This is a genomic window from Chryseobacterium sp. AC405b (assembly GCF_979258685.1).
Genome location: NZ_OZ409877.1, coordinates 766,133 through 788,343 on the forward strand (window position 1 = coordinate 766,133; position 22,211 = coordinate 788,343).

18 protein-coding genes and 1 pseudogene are annotated in these 22,211 nt (G+C 35.7%); 14 read left to right on the forward strand and 5 right to left on the reverse strand.

What is annotated here, in order from left to right:
* The first annotated feature begins 323 nt into the window (after positions 1–323).
* The 8 genes from ACZZZA_RS03645 (at position 324) to ACZZZA_RS03680 (ending at position 9,514) form a co-directional block, all read left to right on the forward strand.
* Positions 324–1,085 (forward strand): WG repeat-containing protein, encoded by a 762-nt coding sequence (locus tag ACZZZA_RS03645; protein ID WP_463429848.1) that lies wholly within the window; start codon positions 324–326, stop codon positions 1,083–1,085.
* A gap of 172 nt (positions 1,086–1,257) precedes the next feature.
* Complete coding sequence (locus ACZZZA_RS03650) at positions 1,258–3,360, forward strand: TonB-dependent receptor (RefSeq protein WP_463429849.1); 2,103 nt, start codon at positions 1,258–1,260, stop codon at positions 3,358–3,360.
* 287 nt (positions 3,361–3,647) lie between these two features.
* Positions 3,648–4,409: a hypothetical protein gene (locus ACZZZA_RS03655; protein ID WP_463429850.1), complete on the forward strand. Its 762-nt coding sequence runs from the start codon at positions 3,648–3,650 to the stop codon at positions 4,407–4,409.
* Entirely contained in the window at positions 4,397–4,918 is a 522-nt protein-coding gene (locus ACZZZA_RS03660) for an acyl-CoA thioesterase (RefSeq protein WP_463429851.1), read from the forward strand. The genes ACZZZA_RS03655 and ACZZZA_RS03660 overlap by 13 nt, the downstream gene beginning before the upstream one ends.
* A 47-nt stretch (positions 4,919–4,965) precedes the next feature.
* A complete protein-coding gene (locus tag ACZZZA_RS03665; protein WP_463429852.1) occupies positions 4,966–5,919 on the forward strand; it encodes a 2-hydroxyacid dehydrogenase in 954 nt (317 codons plus the stop codon).
* A 93-nt stretch (positions 5,920–6,012) separates the two neighbouring features.
* On the forward strand, positions 6,013–7,275 hold the full coding sequence (locus ACZZZA_RS03670; protein WP_463429853.1) for a serine hydrolase domain-containing protein: 1,263 nt from the start codon (positions 6,013–6,015) through the stop codon (positions 7,273–7,275).
* Positions 7,276–7,349: 74 nt separating this feature from the next.
* On the forward strand, positions 7,350–9,062 hold the full coding sequence (locus tag ACZZZA_RS03675) for an Ig-like domain-containing domain (protein ID WP_463429854.1): 1,713 nt from the start codon (positions 7,350–7,352) through the stop codon (positions 9,060–9,062).
* Positions 9,062–9,514, forward strand: a complete 453-nt coding sequence (locus ACZZZA_RS03680; protein ID WP_463429855.1) for a heme-binding domain-containing protein — start codon at positions 9,062–9,064, stop codon at positions 9,512–9,514. Before ACZZZA_RS03675 ends, ACZZZA_RS03680 begins: the two co-directional genes overlap by 1 nt.
* Before the next feature lie 59 nt (positions 9,515–9,573).
* Here ACZZZA_RS03680 and ACZZZA_RS03685 read toward each other — a convergent pair whose 3' ends face one another.
* The 5 genes from ACZZZA_RS03685 to ACZZZA_RS03705 all read right to left on the reverse strand — a co-directional run bounded on the left by ACZZZA_RS03685 (position 9,574) and on the right by ACZZZA_RS03705 (position 14,393).
* Positions 9,574–11,646 carry an Ig-like domain-containing protein gene (locus ACZZZA_RS03685; RefSeq protein WP_463429856.1) on the reverse strand — a complete coding sequence of 691 codons (2,073 nt, stop codon included), beginning with the start codon at positions 11,644–11,646 and terminating at the stop codon, positions 9,574–9,576.
* Between the two features lie 151 nt (positions 11,647–11,797).
* On the reverse strand, positions 11,798–12,478 hold the full coding sequence (locus ACZZZA_RS03690; protein ID WP_463429857.1) for an RluA family pseudouridine synthase: 681 nt from the start codon (positions 12,476–12,478) through the stop codon (positions 11,798–11,800).
* Between the two features lies 1 nt (position 12,479).
* The gene (locus tag ACZZZA_RS03695) at positions 12,480–12,806 is read right to left on the reverse strand and encodes a hypothetical protein (RefSeq protein WP_463429858.1); all 327 of its coding nucleotides are present in this window, start codon (positions 12,804–12,806) and stop codon (positions 12,480–12,482) included.
* On the reverse strand, positions 12,806–13,621 hold the full coding sequence (panB, locus tag ACZZZA_RS03700) for a 3-methyl-2-oxobutanoate hydroxymethyltransferase (protein WP_463429859.1): 816 nt from the start codon (positions 13,619–13,621) through the stop codon (positions 12,806–12,808). Before panB ends, ACZZZA_RS03695 begins: the two co-directional genes overlap by 1 nt.
* 58 nt (positions 13,622–13,679) lie before the next feature.
* A complete protein-coding gene (locus tag ACZZZA_RS03705; protein WP_162088097.1) occupies positions 13,680–14,393 on the reverse strand; it encodes a Crp/Fnr family transcriptional regulator in 714 nt (237 codons plus the stop codon).
* A 90-nt stretch (positions 14,394–14,483) separates the two neighbouring features.
* On the opposite strand from ACZZZA_RS03705, the gene ACZZZA_RS03710 reads away from it, so the two are divergent.
* The 6 genes and pseudogenes from ACZZZA_RS03710 (at position 14,484) to ccoG (ending at position 22,204) form a co-directional block, all read left to right on the forward strand.
* Positions 14,484–16,862, forward strand: coding sequence for a heavy metal translocating P-type ATPase (locus ACZZZA_RS03710; RefSeq protein WP_463429860.1), 2,379 nt, complete (start codon positions 14,484–14,486; stop codon positions 16,860–16,862).
* Between the two features lie 109 nt (positions 16,863–16,971).
* Positions 16,972–17,199: a cbb3-type cytochrome oxidase assembly protein CcoS gene (ccoS, locus tag ACZZZA_RS03715; RefSeq protein WP_463429861.1), complete on the forward strand. Its 228-nt coding sequence runs from the start codon at positions 16,972–16,974 to the stop codon at positions 17,197–17,199.
* A gap of 5 nt (positions 17,200–17,204) precedes the next feature.
* A pseudogene (ccoN, locus tag ACZZZA_RS03720) lies at positions 17,205–19,467 on the forward strand (cytochrome-c oxidase, cbb3-type subunit I).
* Positions 19,468–19,482: 15 nt separating this feature from the next.
* Entirely contained in the window at positions 19,483–19,680 is a 198-nt protein-coding gene (locus ACZZZA_RS03725) for a cbb3-type cytochrome oxidase subunit 3 (protein WP_463429862.1), read from the forward strand.
* Positions 19,681–19,772: 92 nt separating this feature from the next.
* The gene (locus ACZZZA_RS03730; protein WP_463429863.1) at positions 19,773–20,651 is read left to right on the forward strand and encodes a cbb3-type cytochrome c oxidase N-terminal domain-containing protein; all 879 of its coding nucleotides are present in this window, start codon (positions 19,773–19,775) and stop codon (positions 20,649–20,651) included.
* Positions 20,652–20,749: 98 nt separating this feature from the next.
* On the forward strand, positions 20,750–22,204 hold the full coding sequence (gene ccoG / locus ACZZZA_RS03735) for a cytochrome c oxidase accessory protein CcoG (protein WP_463429864.1): 1,455 nt from the start codon (positions 20,750–20,752) through the stop codon (positions 22,202–22,204).
* Positions 22,205–22,211 lie beyond the last annotated feature (7 nt).

Below are 22,211 nucleotides of genomic sequence, written 5' to 3' on the forward strand. Positions count from 1 at the left end.
TAAATTCAGAACCAACTGAATAGTCTACAACATTTTAAAATGAAGATAAATGTCCTCATGGAGAATTTAAAGGACTTTTTCAAAATGAAGTGATTGACCTGCATCTGTTTCGCCGCAAAACTCTTTTCGGATAAAACGCTCTGCTGTTTTTATTGAAAATATCAATATAAATATCCAAAAAACGTCTTAAAATTATCAACATTAAAAAATGTTCCCAAAAATACGGAATTTTAATTTTTTTTTGGTGCTTAATTATTTAGATTCTGTATAAATATCTATTTTATATTTTCTATTTTTGGCAGATATTTTGAACATGGATACCTATGAAGAAAGTTTTAAATGTTACTTTTATCCTTTTGTCGATAAGTATTATTGCTCAATCTAAAGTTTTGAAAAACAAAAATTTAGCATCTAAAAAGATTCCTGCGAAGCAAACCGTTCAACATAAACCGGATCATAATTTAACCGTTTATAATGAAAATGTCCCTTTGTTGATTCCGCAAAAAATGAATGGTAATTATGGATATATCAATCAGAAAGGGAAGTTTATCATCGCACCAGAATACCACATTGCCATGTTTTTTGCTGAAGATTGTAATCTTTTAAATTCTCCCAATCCAAAGGCGAAAAAGTTTGGAACTGATCAATTTGCTACCGTTGAGAAGAATAGTGTTTCTTACAGGATTAATCACTCAGGTAAAAGAGTCTATCAGATTAAAACCGCAGATCTGGGAAAATGTATATCCGAATTTAAAAAACAGCTCTTCCATGCTTATATATTGTATGGCTTTTACGGAATTATTGAAGATTCGAAATTCAGTGATGCTTCCAATCCTTCTCTCTTTAAAATTTATCCGAAATATGAATATCTTCATATTTTAGAGGGAAACGATCTGTCGAATCCCATGATCGTGGCTTCTCATAAAAATAAATTTGGGGTTATCGATGTTAATAACAATGTCATTATCCCGTTTGAGTATGCCGACATCAAAAGAAATTACAGCTGGAAACTGGGAAAAATGTTTGAAGTTACAAAAGACGATATCAACTATTATTACATAGACTCTAATAACAAATCCTATTAAATTTGGCAGATCATAAAATTTTTGTAGTTTTGCGCTGTAATTAAAGGGGTGCTCCAATGGGGGCTGAGATTATACCCAATGAACCTGGAACGGGTAATGCTGTTTAGGGATGTTGTATCATAATATCTTATCGATCCCCTTTTATTCCATTAAATTTTAAAAATTTATAAGAATGAAAGGATTTATTTTTTTAGGACTTACCGCAAGTTCTATGGGTTTTGCACAAACTCAGAATGCAGATTCTCTGAAAATCAGAGAAATAGAAGCTGTAAGCTTTACCAAACGACTGCCTGTCGCCAAAGAAATCATCAACGTACAGAAAGATCTCGACAGCAGAAATCTAGGGCAGGATTTACCTATTCTTTTGAAAAACCAAACCTCGATTATCTCAACTTCCGATGCGGGAAATGGTGTCGGTTACACAGGTTTTAGAATTCGAGGAGTTGCAGGAAGAGGCATCAATGTCATGATGAATGGCGTTCCGTTCAACGATTCTGAAAGTCAGGGAACTTTCTTCGTCAATGTTCCGGATTTGACGAGTTCTGCTTCACAAATTGTTATTCAGAGAGGAGTGGGAACTTCCAACAACGGAGTTTCAGCTTTTGGAGCAAGTATCAATGTGATTTCAAAAGAGCCTGAAGAGAAGTTTTACTTTAAAACAGATGACAGCTACGGATCATTTAATACATATAAATATTCGGCTGAGGTGGGCTCAGGAAAATTCTGGAAAGACCGCCTTTCTGTGATGGGAAGATATACGAATATTCATTCTGACGGATACATCGACCGGGCTTTTTCAGATCTTAATTCTTACAATTTCACGGCTTTATTTGAAGAGAAAAAGACCAAAATCCGTCTGATGGCTTTTGGTGGAAAAGAAAAAACCTATCAAGCATGGAATGGAGTTGATAGAAAAACCTGGGAAACGAATCCGAAATACAATATTTCCGGAGCCATCTATGATGCCAATTGGGAAAACGTCATTGGTTTTTATGACAATGAAACCGATAATTACAGACAAAATCATTATCAGCTGCTTTGGGAACAGGGAATTAACGAAAAATGGAATTTAGAAACCACTTTACATTACACAAAAGGAAGAGGGTTTTACGAAAATTATAAGCAGGGAGATCCTTTCGCAAGATATAGTTTACCTGATTTTAACGGAGAAGAATATTCAGATTTTATCAGAAAAAAATGGCTCAACAATGATTTTTATGGGATTGTTTCTACTTTATATGGAAAATTTGAGAATCTTGATGTCAACTTCGGTGTGGTAGGAAACCAGTACTATGGAAGACATTACGGAAATGTAACCGGAGTTTATTTTCCCAATATCAATGAGCATGAATATTACAGAAACCGCTCTGTAAAAAACGAAGTGGCAGGTTTTGCAAAAGCTTTGGTAACTGTAGATGATTTTGAATTCTTCGGAGATCTGCAATTGAGAAACATCGATTATGATACAAAAATCCTGATGGCGGGCGACAGTGAAGGTGCAGATTTAAACAAAAACTGGCTGTTTTTTAATCCTAAAGCAGGTGTAAATTACAAACTAGGCAACGGAAAAGTTTTCGTTTCTTATGCTCATGCGCAAAGAGAGCCGAATCGTGATGATCTGATTGCCAACAATGATGTAAAATCAGAAAAGCTTCATGATTTTGAAGCGGGAATAGAAAAGCAATTTGGAAAAGTAGCTTTTACAGCCAATCTTTATTATATGTATTACCTGAATCAGCTGGTTTTAAACGGGCAGATCAGCAATATCGGAGAATTCATCAGAACCAATTCGGGTAAAAGTTACAGAAGAGGAATTGAAGTCGGTGCCTTGGCAAAACTTTCAAAACAATGGGAGATTTCAGGAAATGTAAGTGTGAGCCAAAATAGAAATTTAGAGTTCAGAGTTGAAAATGAAAGCGGAATTAATGATTTGGGAAACACGGAAATTTCTTTTTCACCGAATGTGATAGCCAATCTAAGTCTGAAATTTAATCCTGGTAAAAATTTCCAGTTGGCTTTGATGAATCAATATGTTGGTAAACAGTATCTGGATAATACCGAGACTCAGGATTTGCAGTTAAAGGATTATCTATTGACAGATTTCAATGCCCAATATCAATTTAAAATAGCAAAGCATGATGTTGCTTTAAAACTTTTGGTCAATAATATTTTTAATCAGAAGTATGTCAACAACGGTTATGTTTACGACGGACCGATCTATTATTCTCAGGCCGGAACCAACTTTATGTTCGGGATCAGCTGGAAAATTCAATAATTAAAAAGACACCATTTCATATCATTATATTTTCAGTAGAATTCAGTAGAGTTCGGATTAAATTTTTTAAAGGCTGCTTCGGCAGTCTTTTTTGTTTTAAACTAAAAATCATACAAAAAATAATTCCCACAGATGAAGAGGCTGAAACATTAAAATATCATTGTAAAGTTTATTTTCACTAAAAAAAACTGTGCAGATCTGTGTGATCCGTGGTACGCTCATTTCATATTACATGATACAAACAAATCTCTTAAAAAGTCACGAAAAAGTCATAAATTTGCCGTCAAATGAATATTTCAGCTTACATTTTAGACTATCTGAAACAGTTTGGTACCGCTACGGTTCCGAAGTTTGGTGTATTTTCTCTGGAAAATTCTAAAGCGGTCATCAATTCCGAAAACGGAAGCATTCTTCCGCCGTCTACCAAAATTGCGTTTCACTCTGATTATCAGGCTTTATCTGATGATCTGGTTCAATTTATCAGTAATCAGAAAGCGGTTTCAAAAGAAGCAGCAGAAAACGAATTGCAGATACAGACCGATTTCTGGAAGAAAAAACTTCAGGCAGAGCAGATTTTAGAGATTCAAAATCTCGGAACTGTTTTTATTGAAGACGGACAGCTTCATTTTAAAGGAAACCGTCTGGAATCTGATCATCCCGATTTTTATGGTCTGGAAGAAATTCATTTCTCGGATATCAACAAAGGAGACACCTTCGAAACGCCTAAAAACACGGAGAAAGATTACCAATTCAACAAATCTATACTTTGGATTTTTCTGTTTATCGTTCCTGTTTTAGGAATGCTGTATTTAGCATATACCCAACAAGATCTGATCTTCGGAAAAAAATCTTTTGATGATGTTTCGGTACAAACCAAAACCAAAAGAATTGAAAAGAAAATCCCGGTAAAAGTAGATTCTGTTCAGATAAAAAAAGCAGATTCTGTAAAAGCTCATAAAGCAGATTCTTTAAGAAAAGATTCAATAAAGCAAGCTGCAAAAACTTGGAAACCAAGTTCTCAAAAAAGAAAATCAAGATGGCAAAAATAAAAAAAGCGTCAGAATCTTTGACGATTATGACCAATATCGTACTTCCCAATGATACCAATCAGCTGAGAAACCTTTTTGGCGGTGAATTGCTGGCAAGAATGGATCGTTGTGCTTCAATCTCTGCAACCAGACATTGTGAGAGAAGAGTAGTAACAGCATCTGTAAACCATGTTTCGTTCGATCACCCAATTCCTGAAGGCGGAATTGTTGTAATGGAATCTAAAGTTTCCCGTGCATTCTCAACTTCAATGGAAATTTATGTAGATGTATGGCTGGATGACCCGATTAATCATAAAAAAATACAGACCAATAAAGGGATTTATACGTTTGTAGCGGTAGACGAATTCAACAGGCCCATCCCAATTCCTTCGATGGAGCCGGAAACGGAACTGGAAGTTGAAAGATTTGATGCTGCCTTAAGGAGAAAAGAACTTTCTTTAATTCTTTCGGGAAGAATGAAACCTTCTGAATCTGTAGAGCTGAAGAAACTGTTTCAGGATCCAAGCTAAACACAAATGTTTTGCATTAACTTCCACAATAATCAGTGTTTAAAGATATGCGGATTCTCCTTTTAGATAAAAACCATCCCCTCATCACCGAACAGCTTTTAGCCAAAAACTTTATTCTGGAAGAAGACTTTACTTCTTCCTATGATGAGGTCTGCGATAAGATTGAAAATTATGACGGAGTGATTATCAGAAGCAGAATCCCTCTAGACAAACACTTTTTAGAAAAAGCTGAAAATCTGAAATTCATAGCCAGAGTTGGCGCTGGAATGGAAAATATTGATATTCCTATTGCTGAAAAACTGGGCATTAAATTGATCAATTCTCCTGAAGGAAACAGAGATTCGGTGGCAGAACATGTGGTTGGAATGTTACTGATCTTGATGAACAGACTTTTCATTGCCTCGAACGAAGTGAAAAACGGGATCTGGCTGCGTGAAGAAAACCGTGGTGATGAATTGCTTGGAAAAACTGTTGGTCTTATCGGTTATGGAAATATGGGAAAAGCTACTGCAAAAAGACTTTCAGGCTTTGGATGCAAGGTGATTTTTCATGATATTTTACCAGACCTTTCTGATGAATTTGCAACACAAGTCTCTCTGGAAGAATTGAAAGACAAAGCTGAGGTTCTAAGTCTGCATATTCCTTTGACTAATGAAACCCATTATTTAATAGATGCTCAGTTTATTTCTGAGATGAAAAATGATTTCTATTTCGTCAACACCGCAAGAGGTAAAAATGTACAAACCAAAAGTCTGGTTGAAGCTTTGAAATCCGGTAAGGTAAAAGGAGCCTGTCTTGATGTTTTAGAATATGAAAAAGCATCATTCGAAAATCTTGATGCTTCGACCTCGCTCAGCACAAGTGAAAATGAAGATTTAAAATATCTTTTACATTCAGAAAAAGCGATTGTCACGCCACATATTGCCGGCTGGACACACCAAAGCAAAGAAAAACTGGCGCAGGTTATTGTGGATAAAATACTGTCTTCTTATCCCAAATAACAACATTTAAATATGTTAAATAATTCATAATTTACACTCGCTTTTATATATTTATTTTGAGTTTTACTTAAATTGCCAGTCATTTTGAAACGCATGAAGAAGCTCAGCATGGTATTCGTTACCACAATCATTGTATTCCTTTTCTCCTGTAAAAATAAATCCGAAAACCAAGAATCTATCGCAGAAAATTCTACCCATCTTCCTAATTACGGAAATGTAGATTTAGGGAAAGTATTTTCTCCGGAAGACGGAAATCTTTCAAACAAAGATTTTATCGTCAATTATATCGATCAATACTATCAAAAAGTTTGGGAAGGAAGTGATCTGAGTGGCGGAATTTTAGTAGCAAAAGGAAATGATATTTTATTTGAAAATTATAGAGGTTTTGCAAGAGAAGGCAATCAAATGCCGATTGATAAAAATACACCGCTTCATGTAGCATCTGTTTCTAAGACATTGACGGCAATGGCGATGCTGAAACTGGTAGAGGCAGGTAAAATAAAATTATCAGACCGTTTAACGCAATATTTTCCGGGATTTCCTTATCCGAATGTGACGGTGCAAACCTTGTTAGACCAAAGAAGCGGACTTCCGAAATACGAATATTTTATTACCAAAATTCAACCCGCTCCGGCAGAACTTTCAAAAACCTATATTACCAATCAGGATGTCCTGAATATGCTCATCAAATATAAACCTGAGCTTGCGAGAGATACCGATACTGGTTTTATGTACTGCAATACCAACTTTGCACTTTTGGCATTGCTGATTGAGAAAGTGACAAAAACTCCGTTTCCACAAGCGATGCAAGAGATGGTTTTTACACCTTTAAAAATGGAGAACAGCTATATCTTTCAGGAGAAAGATGTTCCCACGGCAGCACAGTCATTTTATTATGGAGGAAACAGATTGTATCCTTTAGACCGTTTAGACCTTATTTACGGTGATAAAAATGTGTACACCACGCCAAGAGATTTATATAGTTTTTCAAAAGCCATGTTTTCAAAAGATTTTTTAAAACCTGAATTGATGCAAATGGTTTTTGAGCCATACAGCAACGAAAAAGCAGGACAGAATAACTACGGACTAGGATTCAGAATGAAAATTTTTGATAACGGTGAAAAATTAACCTATCACAACGGATGGTGGCATGGTACAAATTCCGTATTTGCCCATCTTTTAAAATCCAAAGTGACCATTATAGCAATCGGGAATAAATATTCAGGGAAAGTATATTCAGCATTGGCGCTTTCCGGGTTGTTTGAAGACTTTCCGCAGCAAAAAGATAAGCTTCACAGCATAATGAAGGATAATCAGGATACATTAAAAACAGGAACCGAAGTTTTTGGAGAATAATGTTTATTTTTGCTCAAATATATTCATGAAAAGAATTCTTCTCTTATTCATTTTCGGTATTCTTGTACAGTCTTGTGCAAGAGTGGGATCTCCCATTGGACGAACCAAAAGACACATTGGCTCCGAGGTTTTTAAGTTCAAATATTGATACCACGAGAGTAAATGTAAGAAGAGACATAAAAGAACTGAGAATAGATTTTGATGAGTATATTACTCTCAAAGACATCAATAAAAATCTAAATATTTCTCCGCCAATAGAAAATATTACCAGAATTCTTCCTTCCAATATCGCCAATAAATATCTGATTATTCAATGGTCTGATACGCTACAGGCAAATACAACGTATAATTTTAATTTCGGAAACTCGATTGCTGACAACAGTGAAGCCAACATCTTGAGATATTTTAATTTTGCATTTTCTACCGGTGAAAAGCTGGATGATCTCTACATAAGCGGTGAGGTAAATGACGCTTTTACCATCAAAAAACAGAACAGCAGCGAAAATAAAATGGTTGTAGGATTGTATCAGTTAAAAGATACCATCAACTATAAACAGAAACCATATTATATTACAAAAGTAGATGATGACGGATATTATGAGCTTAATTATCTTGCTCCGGGTAAATTTAAAATCATAGCATTTGACGACGAAAACGGAAATTCTGTGTATGATCCGGGAAAAGAAAAAATAGGTTTCCAAAAAGATACCGTTACCATTGAAAAATCTATTTCAGGATTAAATCTGAAATTGTATCCATCTAAAAAACTTTTTAAGAAACCCGAGCTGAAAGAAATCCCAGGTGGAATTCTGATGATGTTTGAGGGCAATCCTTCTGATGTAAAAGTGGTCTCAAAAAATGAAAAGCTTCAGGATTATAAAGTTACCCATACTCCGAAATCTGATTCTGTAAGAATTTGGTTTGATGCGGTGAAAAGCAATTTGGGACAAACCGTGACTGAGAATTTAAAATTCGGTTATCAGGCAGACGAAAGAAAAGATTCAACCTCAGTTTTTTATAAATACAATGCTAAAAACACGATGGATATCACCAGTGATAACGGTGGAAATATGCTTCCTCCTAAAACCGATTTTAAAATTACCTCCAACTACGCTATTGACAAAATAAGTCCTGAAAAATGGGTTCTTAAAAGTGACAGTCTTACGACACAGAATTTTACGGCTAAAATTTCAGAAACAAATCCTTATCAGATATTGATTCAGTCTGATTTTATTGCAGGAAAAAAATATCAGCTTACCATTCCGAAAACTACTGTTTCTTCTTACTATGAAAAAAATGCAGAGTCTAAAAGATTTGATTTTGAGGCAGATAAAATCGAAAATTACGGAAGTCTAAATTTTACACTTACTAATGCTCCTACTGCAAAATACTGGATTCAATTGTTAGATTCCTCAGAAAAAGCTGTTTATCAAAAATACACGAGCGGAAATACAGTTAATTTCGATATTGTAAAACCCGGAGACTACATTGTAAGGATTCTGGTTGATAACAATGATAACAAACGTTGGGACGAAGCTGATTTTGTAAATGGAACATTTGCAGAAGACTCTTATCTTTATTATAAAATGGTAGTCGCAAGATCTTTGTGGGAAACGAAGGAAGACTGGGATCTTAATGATAAAAGAACTTTTGAGGGTATTAAGACACCAAAGCCTGATACAAAGGAAGAAATAAACCAGCCAAAACCTGGATTTAATAATAACAATGCTACGACACCCGGCAATCGATCAGGATTGAACGAAACACCACTTCAAAGAACCAGATAATGAAAACATTCAAAAAAGTAGTTTTCTGGATTTTGGTAACTTTTGCCCTGATTCAGTTTATCCCAACCGACAAAACAAATAAGCCGATTGACCGTAGCGTAAATTTTATAGATATTAAAAAATCACCTCCAAAAGTAGCAGCGTTGCTTAAAAAAGCATGCTATGATTGCCATTCTAACGAAACGGTCTACCCGAAATACGCATACATCGCACCGTTTTCATGGTCAGTGAAAGATCATATCAATGAAGGTCGTGAGCACCTCAATTTTTCTGTGTGGGGTACATACAATAAAGATTTAAAAGAAAGTATGCTTAAAAATTCTGTGCAGACTCTTCAGAATAAATCGATGCCAATGCCTGCTTATATTCTGTATCATGACGAAGCCAACTTATCTGAGAATGAAAGAACGATCTTAATCAGCTATTTTCAGGAAATTTTAAATTTTAAGTAATAGTATTAAAAAAGTAGACCCTTTTGCAAGAGTCTACTTTAATATTTTAAATTTTAAAATTACTTTTTAATAACTTTAATCGACTGTCTAGAACCGTCTTTCATATCAAGTTGTAATATATACATTCCTGCTGTCAGATCGCTTAATCTAAGAACAGGTTCAGCTTTTACATTATTTCGAACTGCTTTTCCAGACAAATCTGTAATGTGTATCAATTTCACCAATTCTGGTCTGTCAATATTTATAACATCTGAGAAAGGATTAGGATATACTTTAATATCATTCTTTTTATCTGTTTCTGCTGTTGATAAACATGCCTGATCTACAGTAGCCGTTACCATTGTTCTTGCAGATTCGCATTTACCTGCAACCTTCCAATTATAAAGATAATAATAATAACTTGCACTAGGTGAAGCCCCAAAACTGGCTGCAGTAATACTACAAATACCCGGTAATGTATAAGGATAAGCAAAACCAGTAGTGATTTCTCTTCTTAAATTACTTATTCCTGTAGCAGCATCCACTACCAAGCGATAATCGTTGCCAGCTGACGGAACATCAAAATTTAATGTTATAGTATTAAGTACACCCGCTGCAGAAACATTGACATTTGCAGTTTGCGTGGCCAAAATAGTACCTGACGAATTTTTTAAATTGATAGTGACTGTACCTGTAGTATTGGTAGCATGCATAGGATATACATCTACCTCTTTTATAGTCATTGGACTAAACGCGTCAAAAACTAACCCATAATTGGTAAAAGTAGAATTTCCTGAGGTTGATGTAGGAGTGTCTTTTCCTACAAATTGATCCGAACCGATAGAAGCAGAGCTTACCCAATAATTGGTAGTTGACACCAAAGCTGGTGTAGTGTAAGTTGGGCCATTTGCTAGAATATTCCCTGCAGTTGCTGCATCATACCAGGTTAATACTGCACCACTAACTGTAGTAGCTGATAAGGTTGCAGGTTGATTAGGACAAACCGTTGATCCTGCAGTAGAAATTAGCGCAGGTGGTTGACATTGGGTAATCATCACTAATGGCTGCAAAGACCACACACTCACATTACCTGATCCACAATTTGATCTTACCCATACATAATATACCGTTGAAGGTGATAATGATGGCAAAACTGCTGATGTAGTATTGATATTTTGTAGCTGTGGCGTTGTAGAAGAAGTAGGTGGTGTGCTTGATGTGCTGTAATACACTTCATAGCCAGTGCTTGGAGATGAAGAAGTTGCATTCCAAGATATATTCGCAGTATTAGTTGTTGTGCTTACAAGTGCTAATCCACTTGGTGAATAACACGTTGGTGGAGTCCAAGTATAGGTTAAACCAGCGGTAGGCATGCCGGGAATTGCATTTGTTGTACTAAAACTTTGTGTACTGTTATTTGCTGTTCCGGATGTAGAATTGATAAACTCTAATGTTGTAGCATTGAGCCTGTTATTAAAATCTAAATTACTACCACCACGCAAACCTACTTGTACTGTAGATGAATATGCTGTGGTACCTGCTAAATAAGAACCATTGCTGTAAACAGCCCTGATCACATTTGTTGTTTCTTGTAAACGAATTTGAAATGAAAATGTGTAAGCTGCAGTAGTACTTGTTGTATTTGTAGGTCTGAAATCCTTCCATTGTATAACGATTTCTCTATTGGGAGCGGTGCCTACAACTCCCCAACTGATACTCCCTGTTACTCCGGCTACATCAAAAATACTATTTATATCTCTGCCAAAAGCTGAAACAGCACCACTATATGCAACTGTTCCGGATATAGGAGTTGTTGTGCTTGTAAGCGGTGGTGTAGTACCAAAAGTAATAAACCCGTTAGACGAAACATTAATCGAAGTATAGGTAACATCGTTAAAAATAAATCCAAAGGGTAATGTTACCGGGTAAACTTCACTGTTAAGATTCGTCGCAGAAGTATTTCCTGTTGCCGTCCCCAAAACTGTCGCAGAAATTGGGGTAAAAGTTCCCGTAGACTGGGCAAAGGTATAAGCACTTACCTGAGCATTAACAGTACTGTAACCCGCTACTAAAAATGCAAGACTTACGCCGACATTCTTCAAAGAGTTTGATAGACTTTTCGAAAATGAAAAAAGTTTGTAAAAATGTTTCATATAAGTTTCAATTTAGATTAAAACAAATATACTATTTTTTACGAAATACCATTTATATTTAAACAAAAACATCAAATTTTTGTTAATATATCAACCAAATAGACACATTTACATTATTGATTCATTTTGAGAAAAACCTTTTTATTAAATTTTAAATCTCTTCACATGCTCTCCAAATTGCATCATTTTGGGGAACCGGAGCGACAATTGTTAAAGCCTCTTTAGTAACAGGATGTATAAATTCGAGCTTTCTTGCATGAAGATTAATACCACCGTCAGGATTAGAACGTGGCGCACCGTATTTTAAGTCTCCCTTTATGGGAACACCTGTTTTTGAAAGCTGCGCACGAATTTGGTGGTGTCTTCCTGTTTCAAGATCAATTTCAAGAAGATAATAATTATCTAAAGTCTTGATAATTTTATAAGTAAGGATTGATTCTTTTGCTCCTTCGGTAACTTTAGTGAAAACAATTGCTTTGTTATTTTTCTCGTTTTTCTGTAAATAATGAACCAGCCTTTGACTTTGAGGAATCATTTCTTTAGCAACCACCGCCCAATAAGTTTTCTTGATTTCTCTGTTTTTAACCATTTGGGTCAGGCGAGAAAGTGCTTTGGAAGTTTTAGCGTAAATTACCAAGCCCGAAGTTGGTCTGTCAATACGATGTACCAAGCCCAGAAAAACATTTCCCGGCTTGTCGTCTCTTTTCTGTATGAAATTTTTTATCGAATCCAGCAGAGATTCATCACCGGTTTTGTCACCTTGTACTAGCTGTCCTACTTTTTTATTGATTACCAAAAGATGGTTGTCTTCGTAGACGATTTGGTCTTCCATATCACTGACGGGTCGCTGATCTGTTTGTAAACGAAATAATCACTCCACCAAGCAAACCTATTGTTTTAATAAATGATAATTTTGAATCTATCGGTAGAAATGCTCTAATAATACACAGCGCAGCGGCTGCATACATCGGATAGGTAAATTTTGAATTGGAAAGCAATGGTGCCTGTAAAATAAAACTTAAACCAATTAAAAGATAAAATAGCTTTCTGGAAAGTATATCATTGATCTCCGGAGAAAATAGCTGAAACCATCCTGCAACCAGACAAAGTATGGCCAATACAGAGATTACACCCTGTGCCATTTGTAAATTATTTCTCATTAGTAACTTTCTTTTTCGTTAGGGAAATCTGCACTTTTTACATCTTTTACGTATTGGGCAACAGCTCCGGTGATTTCTGTATACAAATCAAGATATCTTCTCAAAAATTTAGGAGAAAAACCTTTATTCATTCCTACCATATCGTGGTATACCAAAACCTGACCATCACAATCTGCACCTGCGCCAATTCCAATTGTAGGAATAGTAATGCTTTCTGAGACTTTTTTTGCCAAATCTGCCGGAATTTTTTCTAAAACAACAGAAAAACAGCCTAGCTCTTCTAGAAGCTTTGCATCGTTAATCAATTTCTCAGCTTCTTCTTCGTCTTTAGCTCTTACTTTGTAAGTTCCAAACTGATAGATAGATTGAGGAGTGAGACCTAAATGTCCCATAACAGGAATTCCTGCATTGATTATTTTTTTAATCGACTTTGAAATCTCTTTTCCGCCCTCAATTTTCACTGCGTGTGCACCACCTTCCTTCATCATTCTTACTGCAGATTCTAAGGCTCTGTCCGGATTGCTCTGATAAGTTCCGAATGGCAAATCAGCAACAATTAAAGCTCTTTCAATTCCTCTTACCACACTTTGGGTATGATAGATCATTTGATCTAAGGTAATTGGCAAAGTAGTTTCAAAACCTGCCATTACATTTGCCGCAGAGTCTCCAATCAAAACTGCATCAACTCCACCCGCATCTACCATTTTTGCAGTGGTAAAATCATAAGCGGTAAGCATTGTAATTTTTTCCTTATCGAATTTCATTTTTCGTAAGGTTTCGGTGGTAACTCTTTTTATTTCAGAATGTACAGACATATTGTTTGTATTATTTATTAAGTTAAAAAGTCGGCTAAAGCCGACTTGTACTGTATGATTATAAAACTACGTGACCGAGTTTCATGAGTTTATCGTGATTCAGAATCTTGATATTTCTTCCGTCGACCTCAATAAGGCTGTCTCCTTTAAATTCGGAAATTAATCGGATAGCGCTTTCTGTAGCAGTTCCGATGATATTGGCGATTTCTTCTCTCGTTAATGAGATTTTAATGAAACCTTCAGGATCTGTACCCAATTTTTGTTCCAGAAGAATTAAAATTTCCGCCAATCGTTCTCTTACTGTCTTTTGTGCAAGAAATGTAATGGTGTTAGAAGACTCTCCCAATTCGTAAGAAATCTTCTGAAGCATAATAAAAGAAAGCTGAGGATCTACCTCAAGAAGATACATAAAAACATCAGCAGGTAAAAAAGTACAGTCTACATCGGTCATCGCCTCTGCTTTTGCCTGGAAGTTTTCACCACAAAGCAAAGCACGGTAACCAATGATATCACCTTCTTTTATAAATCTTAAAATCTGATCTTTTCCAAAAGAGCCCGACTTCGATAATTTTGCAGCTCCTTTTTCTAAAAAGTAAACTCCTTTCGGGATCTCACCATCATCGAAAATGATATCATGTTTCTGAAAACTCATTTTCTTTTTAGCGCCTAAGTATCTTTCAAAATCAGTATTGGATAGCCTTTCCTTGAAGGATTTATCGTTAAAAACCTTAGCGAATCTTTCTTCAATTGCAATCTGTTTTTCCTGCGACATTTTAATATGACATTTATCACAAAAATAGAACATTTAAACTCGATAAACAAAAAAAATTGTTATAATTTTGTAAGTCAATAATTTATGAAGGTGAGCGAGAACTGTTTTCATTGCGGACAAGACATAGAAAAAGAAAGGATTCCTTTTGATGAAAAGATTTTCTGTTGCAACGGTTGCAAATCGGTCTACGAAATACTGAATATCAACAATCTAACTAATTTTTACGAATTAAATAAAAAAGCAGGAATACGACCGGGAGAAGAAAGTTCTTCTCAGTTTGACTATCTTGACACGCCTGAAATTTTTGAAAAAATAACGGATTTCTCCGAAGGAAATACAAGTCTTGTAACCTTTAAAATTCCGGTGATTCATTGCTCATCCTGTATCTGGCTTTTAGAAAGTCTGCATACTCTTCATAAGGATATTAATTATTCTCAGGTTAATTTTACCAGAAAGAACTTACAGATTTCATTCAACCATAAAGATCTAAAGTTAAGTGAATTAGCTAATTTTTTAACAAATTTAGGCTACAAACCTGCCATCAGTTTAGAAACAGCCGATAAAAACGAAGATAATTTAGACAAATCTCTGCTTGTAAAACTTGCGATTGCAGGATTCGCCTTCGGTAACGGGATGTTTCTTGCATTTCCGGAATACATAGGCGGAGAAGATGTCTGGATGCAACATTACAAAGGCTTATTCAGGTTTTTAATGTTCATGCTTTCAATTCCCGTGGTGCTTTACTCTGCTTCTGATTATTACAAATCAGCATGGTACGGACTAAAAAATAAAATCGTCAACATTGATGTACCTATTGTTTTGGGTATATTTGTTTTATTCGGACGAAGCGTTTACGAAGTGCTTACAGATTACGGACCAGGATATTTCGATACTTTGTGCGGACTTTTATTCTTCATGCTTTTAGGAAAGATGTTCCAGAAAAGAACATACAGCTCACTCTCCTACGACAGAGATTACAAATCATTCTACCCGATCGCCGTTACCAAGGTTGATTTTGGTGGTAAACAGGAAAATATTCTATTGTCAGAAATTAAAATCGGAGACCGAATTCTAGTTAGGAATCAGGAAATCATTCCGGTTGATGCTGTTTTGATTAATGGTGAAGGAAATATCGACAATAGTTTTATCACCGGAGAAAGCGAAAGCATCAGCAAGCAACCAGGTGACAAAATTTTTGCCGGCGGAAAACAAGTGGGTTCGTCACTCGAACTGGAAGTCATCAAAAATGTTGATCAAAGTTATTTAACTCAGCTCTGGAATAAGGAAGCTTTCAAAAAATATGAGACTGGACTAGACACACTCATCAACGACATTAGTAAATATTTCACTTTTATCATTTTAGGAATTGCCTTAATCTCAGGAATATACTGGTCATTTATTGATTTAGAAAAAATGTTTCAGGTGATTTCTGCAATTTTGATTATTGCCTGTCCCTGTGCATTGGCGCTTTCTTCTCCTTTTACGTTTGGACACATTATGAGAATTCTGGGTCGAAATAAATTTTACGTAAAGGATACTTTGACGATTGAGAAAATCTCAAAAATCAACGCCATCGTGTTTGATAAAACCGGAACCATCACCGAAAGAAAAAAGACCAATATCAAATTTGAAGGCTCAGAAATCTCCGAATTTGATATGATGAATATCAAAACTTTATTAAAAAATTCAAACCATCCGCTTTCAAAGTCTCTGTATGATTTCATTGAAATTAATGATGATTATTTCCCTGTTGAAAAATTTGTTGAAATTTCAGGAAAGGGTTACGAAGCGAATGTAAGAGGAAATTTATACAAAATTGGCTCTGCAAAATACAATAATCAGGAATCTAAAAATCTTGAAACTGCAGTTTACATCAGCAAGAATAATGAGTTTTTGGGTAAATTTATTTTTAAGAATGAATACCGGGAAAACCTTAAGAATCTTTTTAAAAAAATCGCACAATACAAGATCTTTATCTTAAGCGGAGACAATTCTTCCGAAGAAAATCAGTTGAAAACCATCATCCCGAATGTGAGTTCAATGGCATTTAACCAAAGCCCGGAAGACAAGCTGAATTTCATCCAGAATCTTCAGAACAGCGGGATGAAAGTTGCCATGCTTGGAGACGGATTAAACGATGCAGGAGCTCTGAAACAAAGCAATGTAGGAATTGCTATTTCTGACGACACCAACAGCTTTACACCCTCTTCAGATGTAATCATGAATGGTGAGAAAGTATCCAATCTTGACCGTTATCTGAATGTTTGTAAGGGATCTATGACGATTGTAAAATTGACCTTCGTTATCAGTTTTCTTTATAACATTGTAGGTTTAAGTTTTGCTGTCACAGGAAATATGTCACCATTATTTGCCGCTGTTCTGATGCCTCTAAGTTCCATCACCGTCATTTCATTCACTACCCTTTCGACTTGGATATTGGGTCGCAAATATTTCAGAAAAAACCCTTAAATCGACTTATTTAGACTGATTTTAAATTAACAACAACCGTTATTTAGTGATTAATGTCATTAATTTTCATTAATTTTGAGACCCGAAAATAGGTTAATTTTGTTGTCAGATGGATATTCTATATTTAATGATCCTGTGCAGTGTTTCTTTGGCTGCAGTTTTTCTGGTCGTTTTTATAGTAAACGCCAGGAAAGGACAGTTTGAAGATGATGAATCTCCGGCTGTGAGAATCCTTTTTGATGATGAAGTGAGGGAAGAAAAGGAAGAGATCTCGGGCAACAGAGACGATAAGAAGGAAATAGGAGAAAATAATAAAATTGAAGAAAAAAGTGAATAGTTAGTATGGAGACACAAAAGTTTAGTTATGACAACAGTATTGTTCGGGCATTCCTATACGCGACCATAGTTTTTGGGATTATAGGATTCGTGTTTGGACTTACGGCGGCATTAATGCTTTTCTACCCTGAGCTTCCTGAATTTTTGTTCGGAACTGATGATATGACCATTAAGAGTCTGTCATCCGGCGATATTTCGGGATTAATCAGTACGCATGGTGCGTTTGGTTTTGGTAGGATTAGGATGTTGCACACCAACACGGTGATTTTTGCATTTGTATGTAATATCGTTTATACCGGTATTTATTACTCATTACAGCGATTACTGAAAGCAAGAATGTACAGCGACACCTTGTCTTGGTTACATTTCTGGACATGGCAATTAATGATTATTGCTACGTTCATCACATTCTTTATGGGGATCAATACTTCAAAAGAATACGCAGAACATGAGTGGCCAATCGATATATTAATCGCATTCTCATGGATAATCTTCGGAATCAATATGTTCCTTACGATTGCAAAAAGAAGAGTAAGACACTTATATGTTGCAATCTGGTTCTACATAGGAACATGGATTGCTGTTGCAATGCTTCATATATTCAATAATCTTGAAGTTCCTTTATCATTCACAGGATGGAAATCATACTCAGCTTATGCAGGGGTGAAAGATGCCATAGTACAATGGTGGTATGGTCACAATGCGGTTGCATTTGTATTGACGACACCGGTTCTAGGTTTGATGTATTATTTCTTACCAAAGGCAGCAGACAGACCTGTATTTTCTTATAAATTATCAATCATCCACTTCTGGTCACTGATTTTTGTTTATATCTGGGCGGGTCCATCACCACCTTCAGTATACCGCTTTACCAGCATGGGCTCAAGCAGTGGGAACAGGTTTCTCTATAATGCTAATTGCTCCTTCTTGGGGAGGTATGCTAAATGGTCTTCTTACCTTAAGAGGAGCTTGGGATAAAGTAAGAGAAAATCCTATTTTAAAATTCTTTGTAGTTGCAGTTACGTGTTACGGAATGGCAACGTTTGAAGGACCACTTTTAGCAACAAAAAACATCAACAAAATCGGTCACTTTACAGACTGGGTTATTGGTCACGTACATTTAGGAGCATTAGGATGGAATGGTTTCATGGCATTCGGTGTTATCTATTACCTGGTACCAATTATGTGGAGAACAAAAATATGGTCTGTAAAATTAGCTAACTGGCATTTCTGGTTAGGTACTTTAGGAATCATTTTCTACGCAGTACCTATGTATATCGCAGGATTTACTCAAGGTTTGATGTGGAAACAATTCAACCCTGACGGAACATTGTTGTGGAAAAACTGGTTAGATACAGTTACTGAAATTATTCCTTACTACAAATTAAGATTCTTAGGAGGTTTATTTTATCTTTCAGGAGGTCTTTTGATGGTCGTGAATGTTTTTGCTACCGTTAGAAAAGGATCTTTCCAGAAAGAAGTTCCTGCAGAAGCACCAGCTTTGGCAAACATAGGAAACAAACGTAAAGAAGGAGAAGGTACTCACCTTTGGTTAGAAAGAATGCCGGTATTATTAGGTATTTTATCTTTCATCACGATCTCAATCGGTAGTTCTGTAGAAATTATTCCTACATTATCACTTAAGAAAAGTGTACCTACCATTTCAGCAGTAAAACCATATTCTCCGTTAGAATTAGAAGGTAGAGATTTATATATTCGTGAAGGGTGTAACGCTTGTCACTCACAGATGGTAAGACCATTCCGAGATGAGATTGTAAGATTCAACGGTAAAAACGGGCAATACTCAAAAGCCGGAGAGTTTATATATGACCGACCATTCCTTTGGGGATCAAAGAGAACAGGTCCGGATTTACATAGAGAAGGTGGTAAAAACCCAAGTTCTTGGCATTACAAACACATGTATAACCCGAGATCTACATCAGCAGGTTCTATTATGCCACGTTACCCATGGTTGATTGCCAACAATCTTGACAGATCAAAAATGGTTGACAAGATGAAACTGATGAAATACACGTTTGACGTACCTTACACAAAAGCTCAAATTGATTCTGCAGATAAATGGGCAGATAATCAGGCAGCGAAAATTGTAAAAGACATCTACTTTGAAGCAGCAGATTTAAAAGCTGAATATGCTAAGAGACCAGACGTGAAACTTGAGAAGAAAGAAATTGTAGCATTAATCTCTTACCTGCAAAGATTGGGTACAGATATCAAAACTACAGAAATAAAAACAGCAAGTAATAACTAAACATTAAAAACTCGCATGATACCTCAGAACTTTAAAGATATATTGTCCAATACTGAAAATGCAGGTTTGTATCAAACTTTGGCTCTGATATTCTTTATGCTGTTTTTCATCGCTTTGATTATTTATGTTTTTAGCAGGCCTAAAAAATATTACAGAGAAGAAGAACACGCACCTCTTGAGGAGGATGAAGATGATTTTAATTTAAAAAATTAAACTATTTAATATGAAATTGTCATAACAGCTTTATTTAAATTAGCATAATAATGGCAATTTCATAATATTTAAAAAACTATAAATATTCACTTATGAAACAAAGAACACCGGTTTTTGTAAACATCTTGATAATAATAGGGCTTCTGGTAGTTTTTTATTATTTATTTGTACAAAACTATTCGTTTTTAGCTTCGCCATATTTCTGGGGAACCGTTGCGATCAGTGCTATTTTGGCATATATTCACAATGCAATCGGAGATTTGATTGAGAACAATAAATTTAAAAAACTAACTGCAGAAGAGAAATCAGCGTATTTATCTGAAAAGAAAATTCCTTTCTTAAAAAGACAGTACGATGCAGCTTTCAAGAAGCAGTCTGAAACAGAAGAAAAAGATATTCTTATCGACCACGGTTTTGACGGAATTATGGAATTGGATAACCAATTGCCAAAATGGTGGGTAGGTTTATTCTACTTCGGAACCGTATTTTGTATTGTATACATCTGCGCATATTCTTTCACAGATTTTGCTCACCCAATCAGCGAATATGATGTTGAATATAAAGAGCAGATGGCAGCGGTTGAAGAGTACAACAAAAGTCAGCCCCCAATCACTTTGGAAACAGCAGTGTTTTCTGAAGATAATATTACTGCAGGAGAAGAGATCTTTAAAAGCAACTGTGTATCTTGTCACTCAGACGGTGGTAGAGGTGGAATTGGACCAAACCTGACAGATAATTTCTGGAAAAACCAACCAGAAAAAAAATTGTTTAAAAACGTATTCCATGTTGTTGAAAACGGAGTTACCGGAACAGCAATGCAGGCTTGGGGTAAAAACGGAGTGTTAACAGGAACAGACATTCAGAATGTTGCGGCTTACGTATATCACATCAACCAGGAACTTCCACCAATTACAACAGACAAAGGCGGTGCACCAGCTTACGGTGACGAAGCCAAATGGGAGAAACAGTAAATAAAACTTAAAAATATAAGATTAAACATAATTTGTTATTAAATTAAAAAATAGTAACGAATTATGTTTTTTCTTTTTTTAAATAAAACCAAACTATAATGTCAGATAAAGAAGAAGATATTCTGCGTGGCGGACAGGGACAGGTTTTAGATCCTGAAACCTATAGAGACTCTATAGGTACAATGGAACAATCCGGAAAAAGAAAATGGGTTTTTCCAAAAAAACCAAAAGGTAAATATACCAACTATAGAGATTTTGTAAGTTATTTCTTACTCATTATCTATTTTGCAGTACCATTCATCAAAATAAATGGCAATCCGTTCTTTTTATTTAATGTGATCGACCGTGAATTTTTCATTGTCGGGCAGCCGTTTTATCCTCAAGATTTTTTCATTCTCACGTTAGGTGCTATTGCCTCTCTCCTGTTCATTATCATTTTTACGATTGCATTCGGAAGAATTTTCTGCGGGTGGATATGCCCTCAGACAATTTTTATGGAATCTATTTTTCGTAAAATAGAATACCTGATTGAAGGAGACAGAAACAAGCAAATGAAGCTTGACAGACAAGAATGGAACAGCGAGAAAATCTGGAAAAGAATTTTGAAATGGTCAATCTACGTGATCATATCGCTGATTATTACCCACTTCATGTTTATGTACATTGTAGGGTATGAGCAGGTAATTGAGATCGTATCTGACGGACCATTTGCTCACCCAACCAATTTTATCGTAATGATCCTTTTTGCGGCAGCATTTTATTTCGTATTTGCATGGTTTAGAGAGCAGGTTTGTACATTGGTTTGTCCTTACGGAAGATTGCAGGGAGTTTTAATTGATAAAGAAACCATCAATGTTTTTTACGATTTCAATCGTGGTGAAAACCGTTCAAAATGGAGAAAAGGCGAAGACAGAAAAGCTGCAGGAAAAGGCGACTGTATTGATTGCTATCAGTGTGTCGTTGTTTGCCCTACAGGAATTGACATCAGAGACGGTCAGCAATTAGAATGCATCAACTGTACTGCTTGTATCGATGCCTGTGACGAAGTGATGGAAAAAGTGGGCTTGCCAAAAGGTTTAGTAAGATACGCATCCGAAAAAGAAATAGAAACTGGAGTTCAGTATAAATTCACCGGAAGAATGAAAGGTTTTGCCGTTGTATTGGTGCTGTTGGTAGGATTTTTAGGTTATTTACTTTCCAGCCGTGGTGAAATGGAAGCTAAATTCATCAAGCCTGCAGGAAGTACGTTTTTCTTAAGAGAAGGAAAAATTACCAATACCTACAACTATACGTTTCTGAATAAAACCAACGATAAAAAAATCGTTACCATTAAAGTGATGGAACCTTCAAAAGGAGAGATAAGCTACAGCGCGTCAAGCAAGATTATTGTACAAAGAGATAAGATCACAAAAGGAACCATTAATATCAGTTTTCCGGAAGATGCGATGAAACTGTCTAAACAGAATATTACGATCGGTGTTTATGACATGAAAGGTAATCTCATCGATTCTTACAAAACTTACTTTGAAGGACCATTTAAATTGCAATTTTAAATTTTTT

Excerpts from the sequence above, each read along its gene's own strand:
- ACZZZA_RS03725 (WP_463429862.1), top strand. The coding sequence starts at position 19,483 with ATGATACCTCAGAACTTTAAAGATATATTGTCCAATACTGAAAATGCA.
- ccoS (WP_463429861.1), top strand. The coding sequence starts at position 16,972 with ATGGATATTCTATATTTAATGATCCTGTGCAGTGTTTCTTTGGCTGCA.
- ACZZZA_RS03705 (WP_162088097.1), bottom strand. The coding sequence starts at position 14,393 with ATGTCGCAGGAAAAACAGATTGCAATTGAAGAAAGATTCGCTAAGGTT.
- ACZZZA_RS03645 (WP_463429848.1), top strand. The coding sequence starts at position 324 with ATGAAGAAAGTTTTAAATGTTACTTTTATCCTTTTGTCGATAAGTATT.
- ACZZZA_RS03680 (WP_463429855.1), top strand. The coding sequence starts at position 9,062 with ATGAAAACATTCAAAAAAGTAGTTTTCTGGATTTTGGTAACTTTTGCC.
- ACZZZA_RS03695 (WP_463429858.1), bottom strand. The coding sequence starts at position 12,806 with ATGAGAAATAATTTACAAATGGCACAGGGTGTAATCTCTGTATTGGCC.
- ACZZZA_RS03730 (WP_463429863.1), top strand. The coding sequence starts at position 19,773 with ATGAAACAAAGAACACCGGTTTTTGTAAACATCTTGATAATAATAGGG.
- ACZZZA_RS03690 (WP_463429857.1), bottom strand. The coding sequence starts at position 12,478 with ATGGAAGACCAAATCGTCTACGAAGACAACCATCTTTTGGTAATCAAT.
- ACZZZA_RS03685 (WP_463429856.1), bottom strand. The coding sequence starts at position 11,646 with ATGAAACATTTTTACAAACTTTTTTCATTTTCGAAAAGTCTATCAAAC.
- ACZZZA_RS03670 (WP_463429853.1), top strand. The coding sequence starts at position 6,013 with ATGAAGAAGCTCAGCATGGTATTCGTTACCACAATCATTGTATTCCTT.
- ACZZZA_RS03650 (WP_463429849.1), top strand. The coding sequence starts at position 1,258 with ATGAAAGGATTTATTTTTTTAGGACTTACCGCAAGTTCTATGGGTTTT.
- ACZZZA_RS03655 (WP_463429850.1), top strand. The coding sequence starts at position 3,648 with ATGAATATTTCAGCTTACATTTTAGACTATCTGAAACAGTTTGGTACC.
- panB (WP_463429859.1), bottom strand. The coding sequence starts at position 13,621 with ATGTCTGTACATTCTGAAATAAAAAGAGTTACCACCGAAACCTTACGA.
- ACZZZA_RS03665 (WP_463429852.1), top strand. The coding sequence starts at position 4,966 with ATGCGGATTCTCCTTTTAGATAAAAACCATCCCCTCATCACCGAACAG.
- ACZZZA_RS03660 (WP_463429851.1), top strand. The coding sequence starts at position 4,397 with ATGGCAAAAATAAAAAAAGCGTCAGAATCTTTGACGATTATGACCAAT.
- ccoG (WP_463429864.1), top strand. The coding sequence starts at position 20,750 with ATGTCAGATAAAGAAGAAGATATTCTGCGTGGCGGACAGGGACAGGTT.